The organism is Phytohabitans sp. LJ34, from assembly GCF_052068095.1.
Classification (GTDB): domain Bacteria; phylum Actinomycetota; class Actinomycetes; order Mycobacteriales; family Micromonosporaceae; genus Phytohabitans.
Genome location: NZ_JBQHDG010000012.1, coordinates 105,451 through 128,197 on the forward strand (window position 1 = coordinate 105,451; position 22,747 = coordinate 128,197).

At 71.3% G+C, this 22,747-nt stretch carries 17 protein-coding genes; 10 read left to right on the forward strand and 7 right to left on the reverse strand.

Annotation, left to right across the window (positions count from 1 at the left end):
• Nucleotides 1-184 precede the first annotated feature (184 nt).
• The gene (locus ACTMTJ_RS21985; protein ID WP_441219439.1) at nucleotides 185-988 is read left to right on the forward strand and encodes a TIGR03084 family metal-binding protein; all 804 of its coding nucleotides are present in this window, start codon (nucleotides 185-187) and stop codon (nucleotides 986-988) included.
• 61 nt (nucleotides 989-1,049) lie between these two features.
• On the opposite strand, the gene ACTMTJ_RS21990 is transcribed toward ACTMTJ_RS21985, so the two are convergent.
• The 4 genes from ACTMTJ_RS21990 to ACTMTJ_RS22005 form a co-directional block, all read right to left on the reverse strand.
• A complete protein-coding gene (locus ACTMTJ_RS21990) occupies nucleotides 1,050-1,688 on the reverse strand; it encodes a MerR family transcriptional regulator (protein ID WP_441219441.1) in 639 nt (212 codons plus the stop codon).
• A 108-nt stretch (nucleotides 1,689-1,796) separates the two neighbouring features.
• A complete protein-coding gene (locus tag ACTMTJ_RS21995; RefSeq protein WP_441219443.1) occupies nucleotides 1,797-2,639 on the reverse strand; it encodes a helix-turn-helix domain-containing protein in 843 nt (280 codons plus the stop codon).
• 448 nt (nucleotides 2,640-3,087) lie between these two features.
• Nucleotides 3,088-4,725, reverse strand: coding sequence for a GMC family oxidoreductase N-terminal domain-containing protein (locus ACTMTJ_RS22000; protein WP_441219445.1), 1,638 nt, complete (start codon nucleotides 4,723-4,725; stop codon nucleotides 3,088-3,090).
• On the reverse strand, nucleotides 4,722-5,291 hold the full coding sequence (locus tag ACTMTJ_RS22005) for a DUF5987 family protein (RefSeq protein ID WP_441219447.1): 570 nt from the start codon (nucleotides 5,289-5,291) through the stop codon (nucleotides 4,722-4,724). The genes ACTMTJ_RS22000 and ACTMTJ_RS22005 overlap by 4 nt, the downstream gene beginning before the upstream one ends.
• Before the next feature lie 241 nt (nucleotides 5,292-5,532).
• On the opposite strand from ACTMTJ_RS22005, the gene ACTMTJ_RS22010 reads away from it, so the two are divergent.
• Nucleotides 5,533-6,525 carry a DUF1702 family protein gene (locus tag ACTMTJ_RS22010; protein WP_441219449.1) on the forward strand — a complete coding sequence of 331 codons (993 nt, stop codon included), beginning with the start codon at nucleotides 5,533-5,535 and terminating at the stop codon, nucleotides 6,523-6,525.
• Nucleotides 6,526-6,530: 5 nt separating this feature from the next.
• On the opposite strand, the gene ACTMTJ_RS22015 is transcribed toward ACTMTJ_RS22010, so the two are convergent.
• The 3 genes from ACTMTJ_RS22015 to ACTMTJ_RS22025 form a co-directional block, all read right to left on the reverse strand.
• Nucleotides 6,531-7,289 carry an AraC family transcriptional regulator gene (locus ACTMTJ_RS22015; protein ID WP_441219451.1) on the reverse strand — a complete coding sequence of 253 codons (759 nt, stop codon included), beginning with the start codon at nucleotides 7,287-7,289 and terminating at the stop codon, nucleotides 6,531-6,533.
• A 367-nt stretch (nucleotides 7,290-7,656) separates the two neighbouring features.
• On the reverse strand, nucleotides 7,657-8,202 hold the full coding sequence (locus ACTMTJ_RS22020) for a copper resistance CopC family protein (protein ID WP_441219453.1): 546 nt from the start codon (nucleotides 8,200-8,202) through the stop codon (nucleotides 7,657-7,659).
• A gap of 3 nt (nucleotides 8,203-8,205) precedes the next feature.
• Complete coding sequence (locus ACTMTJ_RS22025; protein ID WP_441219455.1) at nucleotides 8,206-8,796, reverse strand: hypothetical protein; 591 nt, start codon at nucleotides 8,794-8,796, stop codon at nucleotides 8,206-8,208.
• A 231-nt stretch (nucleotides 8,797-9,027) separates the two neighbouring features.
• Here ACTMTJ_RS22025 and ACTMTJ_RS22030 point away from each other — a divergent pair, with 231 nt between their 5' ends.
• The 8 genes from ACTMTJ_RS22030 (at nucleotide 9,028) to ACTMTJ_RS22065 (ending at nucleotide 22,732) form a co-directional block, all read left to right on the forward strand.
• Entirely contained in the window at nucleotides 9,028-10,020 is a 993-nt protein-coding gene (locus ACTMTJ_RS22030) for a hypothetical protein (RefSeq protein WP_441219457.1), read from the forward strand.
• Nucleotides 10,021-10,046: 26 nt separating this feature from the next.
• Nucleotides 10,047-11,165 carry a carboxymuconolactone decarboxylase family protein gene (locus ACTMTJ_RS22035; protein WP_441219459.1) on the forward strand — a complete coding sequence of 373 codons (1,119 nt, stop codon included), beginning with the start codon at nucleotides 10,047-10,049 and terminating at the stop codon, nucleotides 11,163-11,165.
• A gap of 52 nt (nucleotides 11,166-11,217) precedes the next feature.
• The gene (locus ACTMTJ_RS22040) at nucleotides 11,218-12,285 is read left to right on the forward strand and encodes a carboxymuconolactone decarboxylase family protein (protein WP_441219460.1); all 1,068 of its coding nucleotides are present in this window, start codon (nucleotides 11,218-11,220) and stop codon (nucleotides 12,283-12,285) included.
• A gap of 171 nt (nucleotides 12,286-12,456) precedes the next feature.
• On the forward strand, nucleotides 12,457-13,461 hold the full coding sequence (locus ACTMTJ_RS22045) for a DUF1702 family protein (RefSeq protein ID WP_441219461.1): 1,005 nt from the start codon (nucleotides 12,457-12,459) through the stop codon (nucleotides 13,459-13,461).
• 3 nt (nucleotides 13,462-13,464) lie between these two features.
• A complete protein-coding gene (locus ACTMTJ_RS22050) occupies nucleotides 13,465-15,516 on the forward strand; it encodes a CRTAC1 family protein (protein ID WP_441219463.1) in 2,052 nt (683 codons plus the stop codon).
• A gap of 5 nt (nucleotides 15,517-15,521) precedes the next feature.
• Nucleotides 15,522-16,529, forward strand: a complete 1,008-nt coding sequence (locus tag ACTMTJ_RS22055; protein ID WP_441219465.1) for an enediyne biosynthesis protein — start codon at nucleotides 15,522-15,524, stop codon at nucleotides 16,527-16,529.
• Nucleotides 16,526-22,294: a type I polyketide synthase gene (locus tag ACTMTJ_RS22060; RefSeq protein WP_441219467.1), complete on the forward strand. Its 5,769-nt coding sequence runs from the start codon at nucleotides 16,526-16,528 to the stop codon at nucleotides 22,292-22,294. The genes ACTMTJ_RS22055 and ACTMTJ_RS22060 overlap by 4 nt, the downstream gene beginning before the upstream one ends.
• Nucleotides 22,295-22,297: 3 nt before the next feature.
• A complete protein-coding gene (locus tag ACTMTJ_RS22065) occupies nucleotides 22,298-22,732 on the forward strand; it encodes an acyl-CoA thioesterase (protein WP_441219469.1) in 435 nt (144 codons plus the stop codon).
• The last annotated feature ends 15 nt before the right edge of the window (nucleotides 22,733-22,747 follow it).

The window sequence follows — 22,747 nt, forward strand, 5'->3', positions numbered from 1 at the left end:
TCCTCCTTGGACAGACATCCCCCGCCGGCACCGATGCTATCGGCGCGGCGGGCGGGTTTCTTCTCCTGAAATGCCTGTGGCATAAGGCAACGACAGAGATGACGGCGCTCCGTGCCGCGCGCATGCTCGAAGGAATCACGAAGTCCAACGTGGACACGCACCCGTCGAGTGAGAGGGCAGACGTGTGACAGAGCAGCCTAACGTGATCTCCGACCTGGCCGCCGAGGGCGACGATCTCGACCGCCTGGTGGCCGGCCTCGACGCTGCCGGATGGGCACTGCCCACACCGGCCGCGGGTTGGACGATCGCCCACCAGATCGCCCACCTCGCCGCGACGTTTCGCATGGCCGGGCTGGCGGCCGCCGACCCGGAGCGGTTCACGGCCATGGCCTCCCAGCTGAGCCCAGACTTCGACAAGAACGTCGAGGGAGCTCTCGCCGGCTTCCTCGCGCAGCCGCCGGACGCGCTGCTCGCCAGCTGGCGAGCCGAGCGTGCGCGGGCGGGGCAGGCGCTCAGCGCCCTCCCGCTCGACCACATGGTGCCCTGGCTGGTCCGCCCGCTGCCGGTCGCCGTCCTCGCGGCCGCCGGCATGATGGAGCTCATCGGGCACGGACAGGACGTCGCGGACGCGCTCGGCGTGCGGCGGGAGTTCACCGACCGGATCGGGCACGTCGTGGCGTTCGCGGTGCGCACCTGGGACTTCGGCTACCTGGCTCGTGGCCTCAAGGCTCCCGACGTGCAGTTCCGGTTCGAGCTGACCGCGCCCTCCGGAAAGCTGTGGGCCTTCGGCCCGCCCGACGCGGTGCAGCGGATCACCGGCCCGGCGGCCGACTTCTGCATGCTGGTGACCCGGCGCCGGCACCACGCCGACCTCGGGCTCACCGCCACCGGGCCGGACGCCGAGCGGTGGCTGGACATCGCGCAGGCCTACCGCGGCCCGGCCGGACCGGGACGCGCACCGGGCCAGTTCGCGGCCGCCGCCCGGTAACCGGGTCGCCCGTGCCCAACGCTCCTCCCAAGCGGCTCCGGCTGCTTGGGAGGAGCTTTGGTCACGGGCGGGTGACCGGCGCGAAGCGCAGCGCGAGGTGGTGCTCCTGGGCCATCCGGCGCAGCGCGGACAGCGCGACGTCGAGCAGGATCGTCCGCACTACCGCTGCCGCCCGGTCGGCCTCCTCGCCGTCCGGCGGGAGCAGGTCGAGCTCCTCGACCGCCAGCCGCTCGGCCGCGATCGCGTACTCCGTGAAGAAGTCGGCGCCGAACTCGCAGCCGAGCTGCTGCAACGTCGCCAGCACGTGGGCGAGCCGGTCGCGGCCGGCCGCGCCGGGGCCGACCCGCCAGCCGAGCTCTCCGATGAACCGGTCGACGTCGGCCCGGGCCCGCCGCCTGGCGCCGGTCTCGCGAGCCGCCGGCTCGGAGGGGAAGACCGCCTGGTTGACGACGTCGTACAGCCCCGGCAGGGGCAGCTCCTCGTCTTCGATGGCGGTCAGCAGCTCGCGGACGGTGGAGAGGTCGAGCTGCCCGATGACGGTGAAAGCCCGGATCAGCCGCAGCCGCCGCACGTGCTCCTCGCCGTACTCCGCCTGGTTTCGGCCGGTCGGCGTGCCCGGCGGGAGGAGGCGCTCGCGGAGGTAGAACTTGATCGTGGCCACGGGCACGCCGGTGTGCTTGCTCAGATCGGAGATGCGCATGGACTCCCCCCGCCATAGCTCACCGGGAGCGCGTCGCCGTGGCGGCGGCGTCCTCTCAACCACGGTACGAGCGACAAGCGGACAACGTCCTCTTCATTGTTGCGGCCGCTAGGCCGCGGTGCGGCCAGCGTGGACGTGCGTGAAACGCGCCGCGGCGATCGACGGCACCGGATGCGTCTCGTCGCCGGACGACCTCGACAGGGCCAGCTTGCGGGCGTCGAGCAGGGCCAGCAGCACCGGCGGGTCGAGTGCCTGCGCGGGTTGGAGCCGCAGGTCGGCGCGGATGACGCCGTCCTTGTGTACGGTCAGCGGCCCGTGGCTGGCGACGGAGACGAGCCGCTCGGCACTGTCGGCGGCGGCGCCCGGCTCGTCGAAGTCGCCGGCGACCGACTGCGCCAGCAGGTACCAGGTGCCGGGCGGCACGTCGTCGAACTCGTACAGGCCCGGTCTGGGCAGGATGGAGCACCGCACCGGCAGGCCCTCCGGCACCCGGGTGGGAAACAGGCCGGCGAACACCAGGCCGGGCGCCTCGCCGGGCGGGAGGGAGATACTGCCGTACACCTGGGCGCTGGCGGCCTTCGCCATGCCGAAGCGCGGGTCGGTGGGGATCTGGTGGGCAAACCCGGACAGCTTGCGGTAGGTGGTCGGCGACATGCCGACGCTCCTGGTGAACCGCGAGCTGAAGGTGCCGACGCTGTTGTAGCCGACCCGCATGCTGATGTCGGCGACATTCAACGAGGTCGACACCAGAAGGTCCTTTGCCCGCTGTAGTCGCAGGGCGGACAGAAAACGACCGGGGGATATCCCCGTGGCGCGCTGGAAGATGCGCGTGAAATGAAACTTGCTAAACATCGCCGAGCGCGCCATATCGTCGACGGTAAGCTGCTCGCCGAGATTTTCCCGCATTGTTGCGATGGCGCGCCTAACGGCTTGCTCGATTGAGTCCGCCACGATACCTCCATCGACCGAGAATGCCGTACGGCTTTGCGTATTCGATTCCCGCGGAAGTCGTCCCCCCGCTGGCGAGGTCGGAGTTTGGAGTATCAGGAAGGCACCGTGAAAGGTGCTGACTTCTGTTTGATAAATGACGTGAGTCGCATTTTCTGCGACCCCGCTCCGCATCCCGACCAGGCACTTGTCTTGCCTGCGTCGAGGCTAGCGGAGTCCCGCCCTGTTAGCAATGCGGAGGATAGTCAACCGACCACGAAGCGCAATCGTGAAGTGGGCGCGAGCCGGTCCACGCGGGCGACGTGTCGGAATTGGGCCGGATTGAGATGCGCGCCCGGATAGTATTGCATCCCACTCTCCATAGCGGCAATCGCCGATCAAGACAGGTTCCTCGGCACGCCCGGATGAATCGGGTGGCGCCGGCGCTCCTGGCCACGCCGGCGCCAGCCCGTCACGCCGTGGGCACCACGGCTCGGCGGCCCGCGGTCTCGCCGTCGGGGGAGGGCGCGCCGTAACGCACCGCCACGCCGCGTTCCTGTGCCGCCCGCACGATCGCGGGCATGGCCCGTTCCGCCAGGGCCGCGATGGTCAGCGCCGGGTTGACCGTCAGCCCGCCCGGCACCGCGGAGCCGTCGGTGACGAAGATGCCGGGATGGCCGCGCAGCTCGTGCCGGTCGTCCAGCGCCGAGGTGGCCGGGTCGTCGCCGATCCGGCAGGACGCGAGGGGATGGACCGTGTACGCGCCGACGAGGTCGTTGGTCCACGGCGCCACGCGAGCCAGCCCGTCCCGTTCCAGGATGTCCTTGACCTCCGCGTCGGCCAGGGCCCACCCGCGCCGGGTGTTTTCGGTCGGCCGGTAGCGCAGCGGGCCATGGCCGAGCATCTGCTGCGAGAGCCGCAGCGCGTTGCCGGTCTCCGGCAGCGGACCGAAGACGCCCTCGTTGTCGTCCTCGGACATGATGAAGATCGTCAGCCAGGACTGCCAGCGGCGCAGCATCTCCTTCTTCTCCACGCCGAACCAGCTCGGGCCGGGCGCGCCCGGCACCTGGGCGAGGATCGTGCCCAGCCCCGGCGGGAAGTACAGCTGCTCGAGCGAGAAGCGCTCGTACTCCGGGAGGCTGCCGTCGAGCTTGTCCCAGCTGGCCACGGTCGGGCCGCGGCCGATCTGGTTGGCGGCGTAGGCCAGCCCGTCCGCCCGGGTCAGGCCGAGCACCTCGCGCACCCGGTCCTCGTCGAGGATCGCGGTGTTGAGCCGCTCCCCGTTGCCGGAGAAGTACCGGCCCACCGCCGGTGGCATCGGGCCGAGCGTCGACTCCGAGCGCTTCAGGATCACCGGCGTCGCGCCGGCGCCGGCGGCGACCACCACGATCTTCGCGTCGATCGCACCGCTGGCGTGCAGCACCCGGTAGTCCTCGTCGTCGACGATCCGGTAGTGCACCCGGTAGCCGCCGTCATCGGTGCGGGTCAGGTGCTGCACCTCGTGCATCGGGCGGATCTCGGCGCCGTGCGCGAGTGCCGCGGGCAGGTAGTTGAGCAGGAGCGAGCGCTTGGCGTCGAACCTGCACCCGGCCATCATCCAGTTGCAGTTGGTGCACATGTCGACGTCGACGGCCGACGGCACCGGGTTGGCGGTACGCCCGGCGTGCGCGCAGGCCGCCGCCCAGAGGCCGCCGGCGTACGGCACCTTCTCCCAGGTCTGCTGGGTGACCGGCAGGGCCTCGACGACCCGGTCGTACCACGGGTCGAGGCTGTCCCGGTCGATCGACGCCGGCCACATGCGGCGGCCGATGCTGCCCATCCGCTCGAAGACGAACCTCGGCGCCCGGGGCATCGTCGCGAAGTAGACGACGCTGCCGCCGCCGACGCAGTTGCCGCCGAGCACGCTCATCCCGTCGCCCACGACGAAGTCGAAGACCCGGGTGTACGACGAGCCGAGCTTGAAGTCGTGGTCGAACTCGTCGGCGGTGAGCCAGGGACCGCGCTCGAGGACCACGACCCGGGCGCCGCCCGCGGCGAGGTGGTAGGCCGCGATCGCGCCGCCGAAGCCACTGCCGATCACGAGAACGTCGGTCTTTTCGATTGTCGTCATGCTGGATCGCCCATCGGTGTGGTGTGGGGATGGATGGGGGACAGGGGCCGGCCGTAGGAGAACTCGTCGAATTCGAAAAGGCCCTCGGCGTTCGGCCGGAAATAGCCAATCGCGATTAGTCCGGGATGAGTGGACGCGAAGGCCTCGACGGTATTCATGTGGGCCGCGCTGTCGAAGGCCATGTTGCTGAACAAGGCCAGCCCGACCCACATCGGCTTCTCCGGATGGTCCGGTGCGGTGAGGCGCTGGACGAGCGCGGTCCGGTGCGCGAACGGCAGCGCCACGAACGCCGGCACGTCGCCGTCGAGCGTCACGCCCTGCTCGTCCGCGTACTGCTCGGCGTGGGCGTTGAGCCCCAGCGCCAGCGCCTCCAGCGTCGGGGCCAGGCCACCGCCGGGCTGCTCCAGCAGCTCCATCGCACCCGCCGCCACGGCGCCGCCGCCCGCCGCCGCGCCCGCCACCGCCCGGTCCTCCGGTGACCGTTTCTCTCCCGGAATGATGGTGTCGGCGAACGCCTCTATCGTGAGCGTCTTCGCCCTTACTCTGTCGTTGTCGCCCGGTTGCACGACATCGCCTCCTTCTCGCCGGTGACTTGTGCCGCAGGACGTGCGCGATTCGTCGAAGAATCGGGATAAATCAAATTCGCGGCAGCACCATCGTCCCGAGGGTGGCGGTGGGCGATCGTCTCCCTGCGTGCGCAAGGGAGCCTCGACTGGAATCTTTCCAAGGAGCGCACTTAGAGAGAAGAAACCGTCGGCCGGGCGCCACCACCATGGGAGGGACGACATGGAGGGGAGAGGCGCCCAAATGCCATCGGCACTCGGTTCACTTCGCAGGTTGGTGTTGACTCCGTCGTTCGACCACGTCAGCTTTTCGGGGCTGGGTTTTCCGGTACGGCAGACGGCGGCGACCGTACGACTCGAGGCCATTCCCCAGGCAGTCGTCTGCGGCTTTGAATGGGGCATCGAAGTACGCGGCCAATGGGAGCTGGAACGCCGCTTGGAACTCGTCGAAGCGGAGATGCGCGGATTCGCCTACGAAGGGGCGACGATGGCGCTGACCGTGCGGGACGCCATGGCGGCCGGGCGCGGCCACCGGGCCCGCGACCTGCTCCGCGGCCCCGCCGTGCCGCACACGTTCCTCACCTACATCGGGATCGGCTTCGCCATGGCCCGGCTGCCCCGGCCGCTCTGGCGCAACGTCCTGCCCGACCTGACCGGCACGCCGTACTACCCGACGATGAGCTGGCTGGCGGTGGACGGCTACGGCTTCGACCGTGCCTACTTCGACCGCGACCGCTGGGTGACCCGGCAGAAGCGACTCCCCGCGTACGCCTGGGACGGCCGCGCCGACTACTTCCCGCGCGCGGTCGACCAGGGCATCGGCCGGGCGCTCTGGTTCATCCACGGTGGACAGGCGCCGGATGTGGCCGCGGCGGTCGGCGCGTTCGCCGCCGACCGGCAGGCGGACCTGTGGAGCGGCGTCGGCCTCGCCGCGGCGTTCGCCGGTGGCAGTGACGCCGGCGGCCTCGGCGTGCTGTGCCGGGCCGCCGGCGAACACCGGCCGCATCTGGCCCAGGGCGCGGTCTTCGCGGCCAAGGCGCGGGCCTTCTCCGGGTTCGAGCCCGAGCACACCGAGGTCGCGGTGGGCGTCATGGCCGGCATGTCGATCGCGGCGGCGTCCGAGCTCGCCGACGTCGTCGCCGTCACCGGAGCGGACTCGTCATCGGAGCCGAACTACGAGGTGTGGCGGGAGAGGGTGCGCACGCACGTCGCCGCCCGACTGGGCATCGCGGGCTGACGCCGTCAGCCGGGCGTACCCGGTGCCCCCTTGAGCATCGCCATCAGGACCGGCGGATCGGTCGGGCGTACCGGGGTGAGCCGCACGTCGGCGGAGCGGACCCCGTGCCCGGGACCGATGACGAGCGGACCGTGGTTGCCGACGGAGACGTCCTGCTCACCGGAGAACGCCGGATGTGTGGTGAACTCGTTTTCGGAGCTCACCGCGTGCGCCAGCACGTACCAGGTGCCCGGCGGTGGGTTTTCCAGGACGAACTCGCCCGGCCCGGTCAGGACGGTGCAGGCGACCGGGAGGCTCTGCGGGATCCGGCCGGGGAAGAGCCCGACGAAGATCAGGCCCGGCTCGTCCGTGTGCTGCGCGAAGATGTCGCCGCGGATCAGGGTGGTCGGCGCGGCCGGCTCGCGCCGCGGCTCCTCCGGCAGCCCCGGCAAGTGGCCGCCGAGCTGGCGAAACCGTATCGGCGAGACACCGACGCTCGCGCTGAACCGGGTGCTGAAGGTGCCGACGCTGGCGTAGCCCACCTCGTGGCTGATGTCGGCGACGTTCAACGAGGTGGCCAGCAGCAGCTGCTTGGCCCGCTGGATGCGCAGCGCGGACAGGAATCGGCCCGGCGAAATTCCGGTTACCCGTTGGAAAATGCGCGTGAAATGGAACTTGCTGAACATCGCGGTCCGGGCCATGTCCTCAACGGTGATTTGCTCGCTGAGATTTTCGTGCATAATCTTGATGACCCGGTGCACCGCCTTCTCGATGACTTCGTCCACTTCTGCCTCCCCCGTGGCACAGAGTTATGTGCGAGACTCCCACGAATCCCGCATTCATTCCGAATTTTTGATGTGGGCTCGACAAGCCCTGTGTCAGGCGGATCTCAGGCTGCGGCGAGGTTTCCGGCATGTCTCAACGTCGGGTGGCGGCGGCTACCGGACGGCCGCTGCGGTATGAAGCAGATGCGGCGAAACCGTCTTCTGGGTGATGACCATAGCTCAGCGTGCGCCACGTGGCAACGCGCAGTGCATGTCATCAGATCGACATGCACTAATCGCGATTCGCGCGTCGGATTGGCGATAGTTGATAAGCCGTCTCGGCTCGTGAAAATGCACGTGCAACGTGAGTGAATTTCGGGACTGTGGCTCAGGCCGGGGGCAGCCGCACCGGTCGCCGGAGGTACAGCAGTCCCACCACGACCAGCACCACGAGCCCGTCGATGACCAGCAGCGTCGCGCCGATCGGGTCGACCCCGTGCCCGTGCGTGTCGCTCACGGCGGCGGTCGCCACCTCGACGGCCCGGTCCGAAGCGGGCGGCGGTGCGCCCGTGCCGACGCTGAAGCGCAAGATGCCCTTCGCTTCGCCACCGCCCTCGAACTCCACGTGGTAGGCCACCGTGTAGTCGCCGGCGGCGCCGATCGACACCGGCCGCCGGAGCGTGCCCGCGGCCACCAGGGCCAGCTCGCCCGTGTCGACCTTGGCGCCGCTCTCGTCGACGACCGCGACGTGCGAGTCGGCGGCGGCCGGGACGGCGGAGAACGTCAGCTCGACGGCGGCCGGTGCCGCCGCGAGGGCCGCCTGGGCGGCCGGGGTGCTCGCGGTCAACCCACCCTGGGCGGCGCCGGCGGGCGGCAACCCGAACACGGCGACGCCCAGGGTGAGGACCAGAAGCGCCGAGGCACGGCGGAGCATGCGCTACGCCACGGACGGCGCCGGCGAGCCGACCCGTTGCGGCTTGGATCTCGCCACGCAGCTGCACGACATCGCGTCCAGCTCGGCCCTGTTGGGGCGGAGGTGGTAGTACATCGCGATCATCATCGGGATGAACACGATCGAGTTGTAGAACAGGTGCAGCTCGACCCGGGTGATGACGAGCTGGAGGACGCTGGTCGGCTGGGCGGCGCCGAAGAAGGTCACGCTCGCCTGGGCCTGGATGAGCAGCAGCAGGTGCTCGATGTGGTGCCAGAACTGGATGACCAGCGCGATGGTCCACCAGACCTTCGCCCGTCCCACGAATCCCGGCCGGAGCAGGAAGAGGCCGGCGAGCATCACGATCGCGTACCCGTAGTGCAGCCACTCCGACGTGACGAGCCACGGGAAGACCTGGCCGAACACGCCGCGCGCCTGCGGTCGCGGCCGTCCGAGCACCCAGATCTGGTACGCCTGCACGAGATGCTCTGACCAGTGCGCTATCACGACGAAGAGATAAATGTTGAGGGTCGCGCGATGGTGCCTCTTGATCCAACCGACGATCCCGGGAGCGGAAGCGGTCTGAAGACCCGCCATGAGGTTCTCCATCCTGTAGTGGCTGACACACTTCCGTGCCGACGCTAGTGACGGATCCCCGCCGGCCTGTTCTTCGAAATTGCGGACCGTGCGGTCGGTTTTGGAGGTATCTGGGCGCGGAGCGCGCGCCGCAGTGCGCACTTTCGAAGAACGCCCGCGCGCCGTGCCGCCAGCATGCTGGTGGCAGCGTGCGCCGGCCGGTGCACGTCCGCTACCTCCTGGGGGATCGCGATGGCGCAGACCGGCATTGCCCGCGGCGGGCGGTCGACCCGCGACGACCTGCCTGGCCTCCGGCCGCGGGCGACGTCCACGTTCGTCAACGGGCACTTTCCCCGGCGTCGCGGGCTGATCGTGCTGTTGGCCAGCCTCGCCGGCTTCCTGCTGACGGTGGTGTGGTCGGCGGAGTTCGTCGACTCGACGATCGGCGACAACGTCGCGAACACGCTGCTCGGCCACGACGCCAAGGAGACGCCGATCGCGGGCATGGCGGCGGGGATCGCGTTCGCGTTCGTCTCCGGGCTGGCCGGTACGTTCACGGCCTGCAACATCGCGGCCTTCGGCGCGATGGCGCCGATGCTGGGCGGTGGCAGCCGATGGAGCCGCGTCGGGCGGTCGCTCAAGCCCCTCGGATGGCTCGCCGTCGGGATGATCGCGGTCTCCGCCACGTACGGCGCGATCGTCGGACTCGTGGGCACGTCGATGCCGCAGTTCTCGACCGCGCAGAGCACGGCCGGCGTCCTGTCGCCGCGCAGCGTCCAGTCGATGGTGGTATTCGGGCTGATCGGCCTCGCGATGTTCTACCTGGGCCTCGCGGCGCTCGGCGTCGTGCCCGACCCGTTCGCGCGCGTCGCCCGGCGCTTTCCCAACGCGCCGATGGTGTTCATGGGCGTGCTGATCGGCGGGTTTCTCGTCGGCCGCCCGTTCAGCCTCTTCCGGCAGATGTTCCGGGACGCCGCGGAGAGCGGCAACCCGTTGTACGGCGCGGCGGCGTTCACCCTCCAGTCGCTCGGCAACATCGTGGTGATGGGCGTGCTGTTCCTACTTCTTGTGGCGGTCGCCGGGAGCAGGCTGCGCGACTGGTTCGCCGCCCGCCCGGCGCGCGTCGCGGTGGTCACGGCGGTGGCGCTCATCGTGGCGGGCGTGTTCACGTTCCTGTACTGGGATGTGCGGCTACTGGCCCGGCGGGAGATCATCCCCTGGTACCCGACCGCCCCCTGGTCCTGATCAGCGGCGGCGTGGGAGGGACGACGATGGGTGCGATCATGATCCACGGCACCCGCCGGGCGGGTGTGGAGCAGGTGCGATACCTCACCCCGATCCGGCTACGGGCCGCGCAGGGCCTCGTGGCCCGCGTGTACGAGCAGGTCGAGCGCGACTTCGGCATGCTGGCCCCGCCGGTCAGCCTGCACTCGCCCGCACCGGGACCGCTCGCCGCCTGCTGGTCGATGCTGCGCGAGACGCTGCTCGCCGGCGGCGTGGCCGACCGGGCGGTGAAGGAGGTCGTGGCGACGGCGGTCTCCCTCGGCAACTCCTGCCCGTACTGCGTGGACGTGCACGGCGCCACGCTGCACGGGCTGTCCTGGGGCGACGACGCGGCCGCGATCGCCGCCGACCAGATCGAGACGATCGCCGACCCCCGCGTGCGCGAGGTCGCCGACTGGGCACGGGCCTCCGGCACCCGGGAGACCGCCACCCGGCCGGTGCCGTTCGCGGCCGCGCTCGGGCCCGAGCTGATCGGCGTGGCGGTCGTCTTCCAGTACATCAACCGCATGGTCAACATCTTCCTCAGCGAGTCGCCGTTCCCGCCGGGGCTGCCCGCCGTGGCGCGCGGTGTGGTCAAGCGCGTCTTCGGCCGGATGCTGCGCCCCCTGGCCCGGCGGGTGCCGGAGCCGGGCGACTCGCTCGATCTGCTGCCGGCCGCCCCGCTGCCGCGGGACATGTCGTGGGCGGCCGGCAGCTCGGCCATCGCGCAGGCGTTCGCGCGTTCGGCCGCCGCGATCACCGCGGCGGGCGAGCGGTCGGTGGCCGCGCCGGTCCGCGAGCTCGTCACCGCGCGGCTCGCCACGTGGGACGGGCGCCCGGCGGGCCTGAGCCGGGCCTGGGTCGACGACGCCGTAGCGGGCCTGGCCACCGCCGATCGGGCCGCCGGCCGGCTGGCTCTGCTGGCCGCCTTCGCCTCGTACCAGGTGGGGCCGGACGACGTCGAGGACTTCCGGCGTGGCCACCCCGCCGACCAGGCACTCGTGGAGCTGACCTCCTGGGCCGCCCTGGCGGCGGCGCGGCAGGTGGGCACCTGGCTCGCGGTCGGGCTGCCGGCCGAGCCGCGGCCCGCCACCGGCCGGCCGGACAGCGGCGCACGCTCGAAGTAGGCCGGTCCGGACCCGCGCGCCAAGCTCGGTGGAGTGGGACGGGGAGGTAGCCATGGTCGCGGGTCGGGTCGTGTCGTCGGTGGTGCAACGTCAGGTCAAGTACGTGCGGACGGTACCGCCATCCGCCGCGGAAGGCCTCGTTGACGCCGTGTACCAGCAGGTGGCCGAGGAGATGCGGCTCGTCGTGCCGCCGGTCCTGCTGCACTCGCCGGCGCCGCCGGTGCTGGCCGCGTACTGGATGCTGATGCGCGAGCCGCTGATGACCGGGGGAGCCGTCGACCGGCTGGCCAAGGAGGCGGTGGCCGCCGCCGTTTCGGTGGCCAACATCTGCCCCTACTGCGTCGACATGCACAGCATGGGCATGTACGACCTCTCCACCGAGCACGACGCCGAGGCGATCGTCGCCGACCGGGTCGAGGAGGTAGCCGACGCCCGCGTGCGTGACCTGGCGGCGTGGGCCCGGGTGGCGCACCAGCCGGACGCGCCGGCGGTGCAGCGGCCCCCGTTCGCCGAGGCCGGCCGCGCCGAGCTGGTCGGCGTCGCGGTGAGCTTCCACTACCTCAGCCGGATGGTCAACGTCTTCCTGTCCAGCTTCCTGGTGCCGCCCCGTCTCGGCCCGCGCGCCCGCCGCCGCCTCAAGCAGGGCATCAGCCGCGTGCTCAGCGCGTCACTGCGGGAGATTCGCCCGCCCGGGCGCTCGCTGCCGCTGCTGCCCGACGCGCCGCTGCCGGCCGACGCCGGGTGGGCGGCAGGAAATCCAGCGGTCGCGTCCGCGGTCGCCCGGTCCTACGCCGCGCTCGAGGCGGCCGGCGAGCGGTCGCTGTCGCCGGCCGTACGCGAGCTCGTGCGGCGCCGGCTGGAGACGTGGCGTGGCGAGGAGCCCGGCCTGAGCCGGGAGTGGTGCGAGCGCCTGGTCACCCAGCTGCCCGAGGCCGACCAGGCCGCCGGCCGGCTGGCGTTGCTGGTGGCATTCGCCTCGTACCAGGTCGACGAGGACACCATCCGGGAGTTCCGGATCGGGCAGCCGGACGACGGGGCGCTGGTGGAGGCCGTCGCGTGGGCGAGCTACGCCGCCGCCCGCCGCGTGGGCAGCTGGCACCTGGTCGGCTGCGCGTCCTGATTCCACTAAAGTCCACAGTGGACATTGCACATCTGCGCAGCTAAGCGATAGTGGCAATCGCCACAACCGCATTATTGCGCTTCTGTCGCACGTTGGAAGAAGTCCGCAGCAAGCGCGAAGAAGACATTGGTAACGGTCCCTGCGAGGCTTCTACGGAGCCCACTCTCCGCGATGGGCAAAAGTCGACCGTTTGGGGGAGAGTTGACCAGTGCATGGCGAGCGCTGAGGCGCCGTATTTTGACACCTGACGTCTCGAACACGAGGCTCGACGTGCGCGGCTTCCACGTCAAGGACGCGGAATCGCGAGATTTGTTGGAGACCGTCGGCCGGACGTTTCTTCTCGGTTATGGATATGCCGCCGAGGCGCGCATGACAACCGACGCGGAAGAGCGCCTGGAAAGCGTCCCGACACGTTTTCGCGGTTTTGCGTACGAGGGCGCGGCAATGGGTTTCGCAATTCGCGACGCCATGCCCTTCGGCCGCGGAAACAGGGTCGCGCGATTCATCGCCGGCCGCGCCGAGGCGCACATCTACATGGTGTACGTCGGGGTCGGCTGGGCGATGGCCCGGCTGCCCCGGATGCTCTGGTCGCGGATCGCGCCGACCGATCCGCTGCTGCGCTGGCTCGCGCTCGACGGGTACGGCTTCCACCAGGCCTACTTCCGCACCCAGCGGTATGTGCACGAGCAGTACCGCGAGGAGCGGTTCCCGTGGCCGGCGGACGGACCGCGGTGGTACGCCGACCGCGTCATCGACCAGGGCATCGGCCGGGCGATGTGGTTCGTCGGCGGGACCGACGCGGACCTCGTCGCCACGATGATCGAAAAGTTCGCCGAACACCGGCGGGCCGACCTGTACGCCGGCGCCGGGCTGGCCGCCACCTACGCCGGTGGCGCCAGCGAAGCCGAGCTGCGGTCGTTCTGGGATCGGGCCGGCGACTGCCGCCCACAGGTCGCGCAGGGTTCCTCCTTCGCGGCGTCGGCCCGCCTCCGGGCCGGCCTGGTGGTGCCGCACAACGAGGTCGCGACCCAGGTGTTCTGCGGAATGGCGGCCACCGAGGCGGCGGAGGTGAGCGACCGCGTGCGCCCGGACGGGCCGGTCCGCGGCGAGTACCCCGCGTACGAGGTGTGGCGCCAGCGCATCGCCAACGAGTTCGTGTCGATCGGAAGGTGCTAGCACATGGCCCAGAGAGTTGGTTGGCTGCGTAGGCAGCTGCCCGGAATCGTCGCCCTGGCGCTCGTCGCGACGCTGTTCCAGGTCTCCCGGCTGCCCAGCGCGTCAGCCGCCGAGCTGGAGAGCATGGCGAGCAGGTACGGGTTCGAGTCGATGTCGATCGCGATGCCCGGCGGGTACCCGCAACAGACGATCCGCAAGGTCAACAAGGACTACCGGAACATCGACGCGTGGATCTCGTCGGTCGGTGCCGGTGTGGCGATGAACGACCTCGACGGCGACGGTCTGTCGAACGACCTGTGCATCACCGATCCCCGCATCGACAAGGTCGTGGTGACGCCGGTGCCCGGCGCCCGGGAGGGCCGGTACGCGCCGTTCGCGCTGGATCCCGCCGGGCTGCCGATGGGCGTGGCGATGGCGCCGATGGGCTGCCTCCCCGGTGACTTCAACGAGGACGGGCGGATGGACGCGCTCGTCTACCTGTGGGGCCGCACGCCGATCCTCTACCTGGCGCGCGAAACCCAGGGCGAGACGGCGTTGAGCGCGGCCTCCTTCCAGCCCACCGAGCTGGTGCCGGGCGGCAAGGGTCCGGGCTATACCGGTCCACTGTGGAACTCCAACTCCGCTGCGGCGGACGACTTCGACGGTGACGGCCACGTCGACATCTACATCGGCAACTACTTCCCGCACGGCCCGGTGCTGGACGACACGAAGAGCACGGGCGTGTCGATGAACCACTCCATGTCCAACGCCTTCAACGGCGGTGAGGACTACCTCTTCCGGTTCACCGGCGCCACCGCCGGCACGCGGCCGGCGGCCACGTTCGAGATGGTCGCGGACGCGCTGCCGCGCGACGTCTCCAAGGGCTGGGTGCTCGCGTCGGGCGCGAACGACTTCGACGGCGACCAGCTGCCGGAGCTTTACCTGGCGCACGACTTCGGCCCGGACCGCCTGCTCTACAACCAGTCGACGCCGGGCCGGTTCAAGTTCTCGCCGGTCAAGGCGGTTCGCGAGCCGTTCGTGCCCAAGTCGAAGCGGGTCGGCGCGGACTCGTTCAAGGGCATGGGCGTCGACTTCGGCGACCTCGACGGCGACGGCCTCTACGACATGTACGTCAGCAACATCACGACGACGTTCGGCCTGGAGGAGAGCCACTTCGCGTACATGAGCACGGCCAAGGACGTGGACGACCTGCGGGCCAAGCTGGGCGACGGCACCGCGCCGTTCGAGGACCGCAGCGCCCCGCTGGGCCTGGCCTGGTCCGGCTGGGGCTGGGACGTGAAGCTGGCCGACTTCAACAACAGCGGCAACCTGGCCGTCGCGCAGACGACCGGCTTCGTCAAGGGCGAGGTCAACCGCTGGCCTCAGCTTCAGGAGCTGGCGATGGCGAACGACGGCGTGGTGACCAACCCGTACTGGTGGCCGCACGTGGTGGCCGGCGACGACATCGGCGGCAGCCAGCGACTGCACTTCTTCGTCAAGGACGAGAACGGCCGGTACTGCGACCTGTCCAAGCAGCTGGGCCTGGACGTGCCGGTGCCCACGCGGGGCATCGCGACCGGTGACGCGGACGGCGACGGCCGGCTCGACTTCGCGGTCGCCCGGCAGTGGGACGCGCCGGTCTACTACCACAACGAGAGCCCGTCCCCGGGCGCCTTCCTAGGGCTGCGGCTGACCCACGCGCCCGCGCCGGCCGACGGCCCGTCCGCGGGGGACCAGCCCGGCACCAATACGGACCAGCCCGGCACCACCACGGACCAGCCCGGCACCGCCACGGACCAGCCCGCCGCCGACGTCCCCGGCTCCCCGGTCGTCGGCGCGCAGGTGACCGTCACGACCGAGGACGGGCGCACGCTGCTCGGCCGGGTCGACGGCGGCAGCGGCCACTCCGGCAAGCGCAGCCACGAGGTGCACATCGGCCTCGGCGAGAACGTCAACGGGCCGGTGCAGGTGCACCTGCGGTGGCGGGACCGTGCCGGAGAGGTGCACCAGCAAGACCTTCGACTGACCCCGGGCTGGCACTCGCTCGAGCTCGGCGCCCTGGCCCTGGAGAGGTGACGGACATGGCCGCGACCCAGACCAACGCACCACGCCACGACCCTAAGGTGATCAAGGCGCTTCGCAACTTCGCGATCTCGATCACCGTGTTCAACATCCTCGGGTACTCGCTCTTCGGGTTCGAGCAGCCGTGGACCTGGCCGATCATCGCCATCCTGACCGGTTACACGATCGAGATCGCGCTGGAGATCATCGGGGCCCGCGCCGAGGGACGTTCGCCGCGGTTCATGGGCAACGGCGTGCGCGGGATGGTGGAGTTCCTCTACCCGGCGCACATCACCAGCCTCGCGCTGAACATGCTGATCTACGTCAACGACCGGCTGCTGCCGATGATGTTCGGGGTCGCGGTCGCGATCGGGGCCAAGTGGGTACTGCGGGCCCCGGTGCGCGGCCGGCTGCGCCACTACATGAACCCGTCGAACTTCGGCATCACGGTGATCCTGCTCGTCTTCCCGTGGGCCAGCGTCGCGCCGCCGTACCACTTCACCGAGCACGTCGGCGGTCCGGTCGACTGGATCATCCCCGCCGTCATCATCTTCGGCGGCACCATGATCAACGGAATGTTGACCGGCCGCATGTGGCTGATCGTCGGCTGGCTGGGCATGTTCGCCATCCAGGCCATCTTCCGGGGCGTCGTGCTGGACACGTCGATCCCGGCCGCTCTGATCATGATGACCGGCGTCGCGTTCGTGCTCTTCACCAACTACATGGTCACCGACCCGGGCACCAGCCCGTCCAAGCCCGCCGCACAGTTGGCCTTCGGTGCCGGCGTCGCGGTCGTCTACGGGTTCCTCACCGGTGCCGGCATCGCGTACGGAATCTTCTTCGCCACCGCGATCGTCTGCCTGATCCGGGGCGGCTTCCACTGGTCCGTCCACTTCATGAACAAGGCCCGTGAGGAGCGCGAGCGGGCCGAGCGTGCCGCGGCGCTCGCGGTCGCGACGCCCGAGCCGGCAGCGGCGGTATCGCCCAACGGCAAGGACCACAGCGAGAAAGAGGTCGTGAACGCATGACCCGGATCGCCATCGTCGGTATGGCCTGCCATTACCCGGACGCCACCTCACCCCGACAGCTGTGGGAGAACGCACTCGCCGGGCGCCGCGCCTTCCGCCGGCTGCCGGACGTGCGGATGCGGCTCGCGGACTACTGGGACCCGGACCCGGCCACGCCGGACCGCTTCTACGCCCGCAACGCCGCGGTCATCGAGGGGTACGAGTTCGACCGGATCGCCTACAAGGTCGCCGGCAGCACGTACCGCTCGACCGACCTGACCCACTGGCTCGCGCTCGACACCGCGGCGCTCGCCCTGGCCGACGCGGGCTTCCCGATGGCCGAGGGGCTGCCCCGCGAGCGCACCGCCGTGATCGTGGGCAACACGCTCACCGGCGAGTTCTCCCGCGCCAACCAGCTGCGGCTGCGGTGGCCGTACGTGCGCCGCATGGTCGCCGCCGCGCTCAAGGAGCAGGACTGGGACGACGACCAGCTGACGTCCTTTTTGGACGGTTTCGAAGCGACGTTCAAGAGCCCGTTCCCGGCGGTCGACGAGGACACCCTGGCCGGTGGCCTGTCCAATACGATCGCCGGCCGGATCTGCAACCACTTCGACCTCAAGGGCGGCGGCTTCACGGTCGACGGCGCCTGCTCCTCCTCGCTGCTGTCGGTCGCGACCGCGAGCAAGAACCTCATCGACGGCGAGGTGGACGTCGCGGTCGCCGGCGGCGTCGACCTCTCGATCGACCCGTTCGAGATCATCGGTTTCGCCAAGACCGGCGCGCTCGCCCGGGGCGAGATGAAGGTGTACGACCGCGGCTCCAACGGCTTCTGGCCCGGCGAGGGCTGCGGCATGGTCGTGCTGATGCGGGAGAAGGAGGCGATCGCCGCCGGACACCGCATCTACGCCACGATCGCCGGCTGGGGCATCTCCTCCGACGGCAAGGGCGGCATCACCCGGCCCGAGGTGAGCGGATACCAGCTCGCCCTGCGCCGGGCGTACGAGCGGGCCGGCTTCGGCATCGGCACGGTGAGCCTCTTCGAGGGCCACGGCACCGGCACCGCGGTCGGCGACACGACCGAGCTCAAGGCGCTGTCGCAGGCCCGCCGCGACGCCGCCCCGGAAGCGGCGCCCGCCGCGATCGGCTCGATCAAGGCGATGATCGGCCACACCAAGGCCGCGGCCGGCGTCGCCGGGCTGATCAAGGCCGCGATGGCGGTACACCAGGAGGTCCTGCCGCCGACGCTCGGCTGCGTCGACCCGCACCCGGTGCTGACCGAGGATTCGGCGGCGCTGCGCGTGCTGCGCAAGGCGGAGGCGTGGCCGGCCGGGATGCCGGTGCGCGCCGGTATCACGGCCATGGGGTTCGGCGGCATCAACACGCACGTCGTGCTGGACAAGTCGGACCCGCCGCGGCGGATCTCGTTCGACAGCCGCACCCGCGCCCTGGCCTCGTCGGGACAGGACGTCGAGCTGCTGGTGGTCGACGGGGGCACGACGCAGGAACTGCGCGAGCGGCTGGAGCGGCTCGTCGAGTTCGTGCCCGGGTTGGCGTACGCCCAACTCGCCGACCTGGCCGCCACGCTGCACCGGGAGCTGCGCGACCTGCCCTACAGGGCGGCGGTCGTGGTCTCCTCGCCGGAAGACGCCGAGCAGCGGCTGCGGCGCGTGTGCGACGCGCTCGACGCCGGTGAGACGACGCTCTTCGCGGCCGACGGGCGCAGCTTCCTCGGTCACACGAGCGGGCCGGGCCGGATCGGATACCTCTTCCCGGGCCAGGGCTCGGGGCGCGGGACCAGCGGCGGTGCGCTGCGCCGCCGGTTCGCCGAGGTCGACGAGGTGTACAGCAAGGCGGCCCTGCCGACCGGAGGCGACATGGTCGCGACGGCGGTCGCCCAGCCGCGCATCGTCACCGGCTCGATGGCCGGCCTGCGCGCGCTCGAAACGCTCGGGTTGGAAGCCACCGTCGCGGTGGGACACAGCCTCGGCGAGATCTCGGCGCTGCACTGGGCCGGCGCGATGGACGAGGAGACCCTGCTGCGGGTCGCCGCGGTCCGCGGCCGCACGATGACCGAGCACAGCGCATCCGGCACGATGGCCGGCATCAGCGCGTCGGCGGAGACCGTGGGCGCGCTCGTGGCCGGCCTGCCGGTCGTGATCGCCGGCTACAACGGTCCAACCCAGACGGTCGTCGCCGGCACCGTGGAGGCGATCGAGGCGGCCGCGCGCAAGGCGGCTGACGCGGGCCTGCAATGCACCCGGCTGTCGGTGTCGCACGCGTTCCACTCGCCGCTGGTGGCGCCGGCCGCCGACGCGTTCGGCGACCGGCTGGCCGGCGAGCGTTTCGGCCGGGTCGGGCGGCGGATCGTGTCCACTGTGACCGGTGAGGCGCTGGCGCAGGAGACCGACGTGCCCGCCCTGCTGCGCCGGCAGATCACCGACCCGGTGCTCTTCGCGCAGGCGGTGGCGCTCGCCGCCAAGGACATCGACCTGCTCGTCGAGGTCGGGCCCGGACGGGTGCTCAGCGGGCTCGCCGGCGCCACGACGGACGTGCCGGCGGTCGCCCTCGACACCGACGACGAGTCGCTGGCCGGGCTGCTGCGCGTGGTGGCGGCGGCCTACGTGGTCGGCGCCGCGGGCGTGCACGACACGCTCTTCCACGGCCGGCTCACCCGGCCGCTCCAGGTCGGCACCGAGTTCAAGTTCTTCGCCAACCCGTGCGAGGCGGCCCCCGTGGTGGACGTGCGCGGCGGCGTCGGTGCCGCACCGGCGGCCGCGGCACCGGGCGCGGCGACCGTGGTCGACCCGGCAGAGTCCAGTGTGGACGTGCTGCGCCGGCTGGCGGCCGAGCGGGCCGAGCTGCCGGTGGATATGGTCCGCGAGGACAGCCGGCTCCTGGACGACCTGCACCTCAGCTCCATCACGGTCGGTCAGGTGATGAACCAGGCCGCGCAGCACTTCGGGCTGTCGCCGGCCCAGGCGCCGACCAACTTCGCGACCGCCACCGTGGCCGAGCTGGCCCAGGCGCTCGCCGAGCTGGCCGAGACCACCCAGGCGGGAGACGCGGCCGGGCCGGCGGTCGTGGCGGGTGCCGCGGCGTGGGCCCGAGCGTTCACGCTCGACCTCGACGAGTCGCCGCTCCCGGCCCGCGTCGCACCCGAGCGCAACGGCGCCTGGCGGGTGTACGCGGCCGGGGACAGCCTGCTAGCCGAGCCGCTGCGCCGCGCGCTCGAACGCGGCAACGTCGGCGGCGGGGTGCTCGTCTGCCTGCCCGAAGACTGCACCGAGGAGCACCTGGAGCTGGCCCTCTGGGGCGCCAACGCGGTCGCGACCGGTGCCACCGGCAACCGGTTCGTGCTCGTACAGCACGGCCGCGGCGCGGCGGGCCTGGCCAAGACGCTCCGGCTGGAGGCGCCGCACGTGCGCACCACGATCGTGCACCTGCCGCCGACGCCCGAGGCGGCGGACCGGGTGCTGGCCGAGGTGGCCGCGACGACCGGCTTCAGCGAGGCGTACTACGACGCGGCCGGTGTGCGGCGGGTGCCCACGCTGCGTCCGATGCCGGTGCGCCCGGCCCGTACGAGTCCACCGCTGGACGGCTCCGACGTGCTGCTCGTGACCGGCGGCGGCAAGGGGATCACCGCCGAGTGCGCGCTCGCGGTGGCGACCGACACCGGTGCCGCGCTGGCCGTACTCGGCCGCTCGGACCCGGACGCGGACCCGGAGCTGGCGGCCAACCTGCGCCGCATGGCGGACGCCGGTGTGCGCGTGCACTACGCGCGGGCCGACGTCACCGACCCCGAGCGGGTACGGGAGGCGGTCGCCGGCGTGACAGCGGAGCTGGGCCCGGTCACGGCCGTGCTGCACGGCGCCGGCCGGAACGAGCCGGCCGCGCTGACGAGCCTCGACAAGGACGCGTTCCGCCGCACGTTCGCCCCGAAGATCGACGGGCTGCGCGCGGTGCTCGACGCGGTCGACGGCGACCGGCTGCGCCTGCTCGTCACGTTCGGCAGCATCATCGGCCGGGCCGGGCTGCGCGGCGAGGCGCACTACGCCACCGCGAACGAGTGGCTCGCCGACCTCACCACCGGGTACGCCGAGGCACACCCGCACTGCCGCGCGCTCTGCATGGAGTGGTCGGTCTGGTCCGGCGTGGGCATGGGCGAGCGGCTCTCCGTCGTCGAGGGGCTCTACCGCGAGGGCATCACGCCGATCTCGCCGGACCAGGGCGTCGAGATCATGCGGCGGCTGCTCGCCGACCCCGACACCCCCGGCGTGGTGGTGGTCAGCGGGCGGACCGAGGGCATCGACACGGTCCGGCGCGAGCTGCCCGAGCTGCCGCTGCTGCGCTTCGTCGAGAAGCCGCTGGTCCGCTACCACGGAGTCGAGCTGGTCTCCGAAGTGGACCTGAACGCGGGCACCGACCTCTACCTCGCCGACCACCGCCTCGACGGCAACCTGCTCTTCCCGGCGGTGTTCGGCATGGAGGCGATGTCCCAGGTGGCCACCGCGGTCACCGGGCGGGGCACGGTGCCGGTGCTGGAACGGATCGAGTTCGAGCGGCCGATCGTGGTGCCGCCGGACGGGACCACGACGATCCGCATCGCCGCCGTCGTCACCGACGACGACACAGTGGACGTTGCCATCCGCAGCTCGGAGACCGGGTTCGCGGCCGACCACTTCCACGCCCGGCTGCGCTTCACCGGTGCGGGCGTACCGGACGGGCCGCCGGACGAGGTCGCCGAAGGGCTGCCCGCGGTGGCCCTGGATCCGGCCCGCGACCTGTACGGGGACACGTTGTTCCAAGGTGGACGTTTCCACCGGCTGCTGCGCTACCACCGGGCGGCCGCGCGGCAGGTCGACGTCGACGTCGCCGCGGTCGAGGCGGGAAACTGGTTCGCCGGTTACCTTCCCGGCGAGCTGCTGCTCGGCGACCCGGGCATGCGCGACGCGCTCATGCACGGCAACCAGGTCTGCGTACCGCACGCGACCCTGCTGCCGGCCGGCATCGAGCGGGTGCACCCCGCCGGAGACAAGCTCTCCACCGCGGGCGAGGTGCGCTTCTGCGCCACCGAACGCAGCCGCGACGGCGACACCTACGTCTACGACATCGCCGTGCGTACCAAGGATGGCGAGGTCGTCGAACGGTGGGAGGGCCTGCGTCTCCAGGCCGTGCGCAAGAAGGACGGCCGCGGGCCGTGGGTCGCCCCGCTGCTCGGGCCCTACCTGGAGCGTGCGCTGGAAGACCTGCTCGGCCTGCGGGCCGCGGTGGCCGTCGAGCCCTACCCGCGGGAGCGCGAGGCGTACCACCGCGACCAGACGGCGCTCGCCGCCAGCCGCGCGCTCGGCGGACCCACCCAGGTCCGGTACCGCCCGGACGGGCGACCGGAGGTCGACGGCGACCGGGCCATCTCGGCCTCGCACGGCGCGGGCGTGACGCTGGTCGTCGCGGCCACCGGCACCGTCGCCTGCGACGTGGAACCGGTCGCCGACCGGGATCCGGCGGACTGGCGGACGCTGCTGGGCGGCCACGCCGGCCTGGCCGACCTGGTCCGCACCGAGCTGGGCGAGTCGGCGGACACGGCCGCCACGCGGGTGTGGGCGGCCATGGAGTGCCTTCAGAAGGCGGGCCTGCCCGCGCACGCCCCGCTCACCGTCACGCCGCAGCGGCACGAGGCCTGGCTGGTCCTCGCCTCCGGCACCCTCCGGATCGCCACGCTTGTCACGAGCCTGCGTGACACCGCGGAACCGGTCGCGATCGCGATCCTCACCGACGGATGGAAGTAGCAGATGGACAAGTACTTCGAGTACGCGCACACGGTCGGCTTCGAGGAAACCAACATCGTCGGCAACGTCTACTACGTCAACTACCTGCGTTGGCAGGGGCGCTGCCGGGAGATGTTCCTCAAGGAGCGGGCGCCGGCGGTCCTCGCCGACCTCCAGGGCGACCTCAAGCTGTTCACGCTCAAGGTGGACTGCGAGTTCTACGCCGAGATCACCGCCTTCGACGAGCTCTCCATCCGGATGCGGCTGGTCGACCTGGCACAGACGCAGATCGAGTTCAGCTTCGACTACGTGCGGCTCGAACCGGGCGGCGAGACCCTCGTCGCCCGGGGCCGGCAGCGGGTGGCCTGCATGCGCGGGCCGAACACCGCCACCGTGCCGACAAGGGTGCCGGAGGCGCTGGCCAGCGCGCTCGAGCCGTACGCACCCGCCCGGGTGTAGCGATGGGGGAGGCGA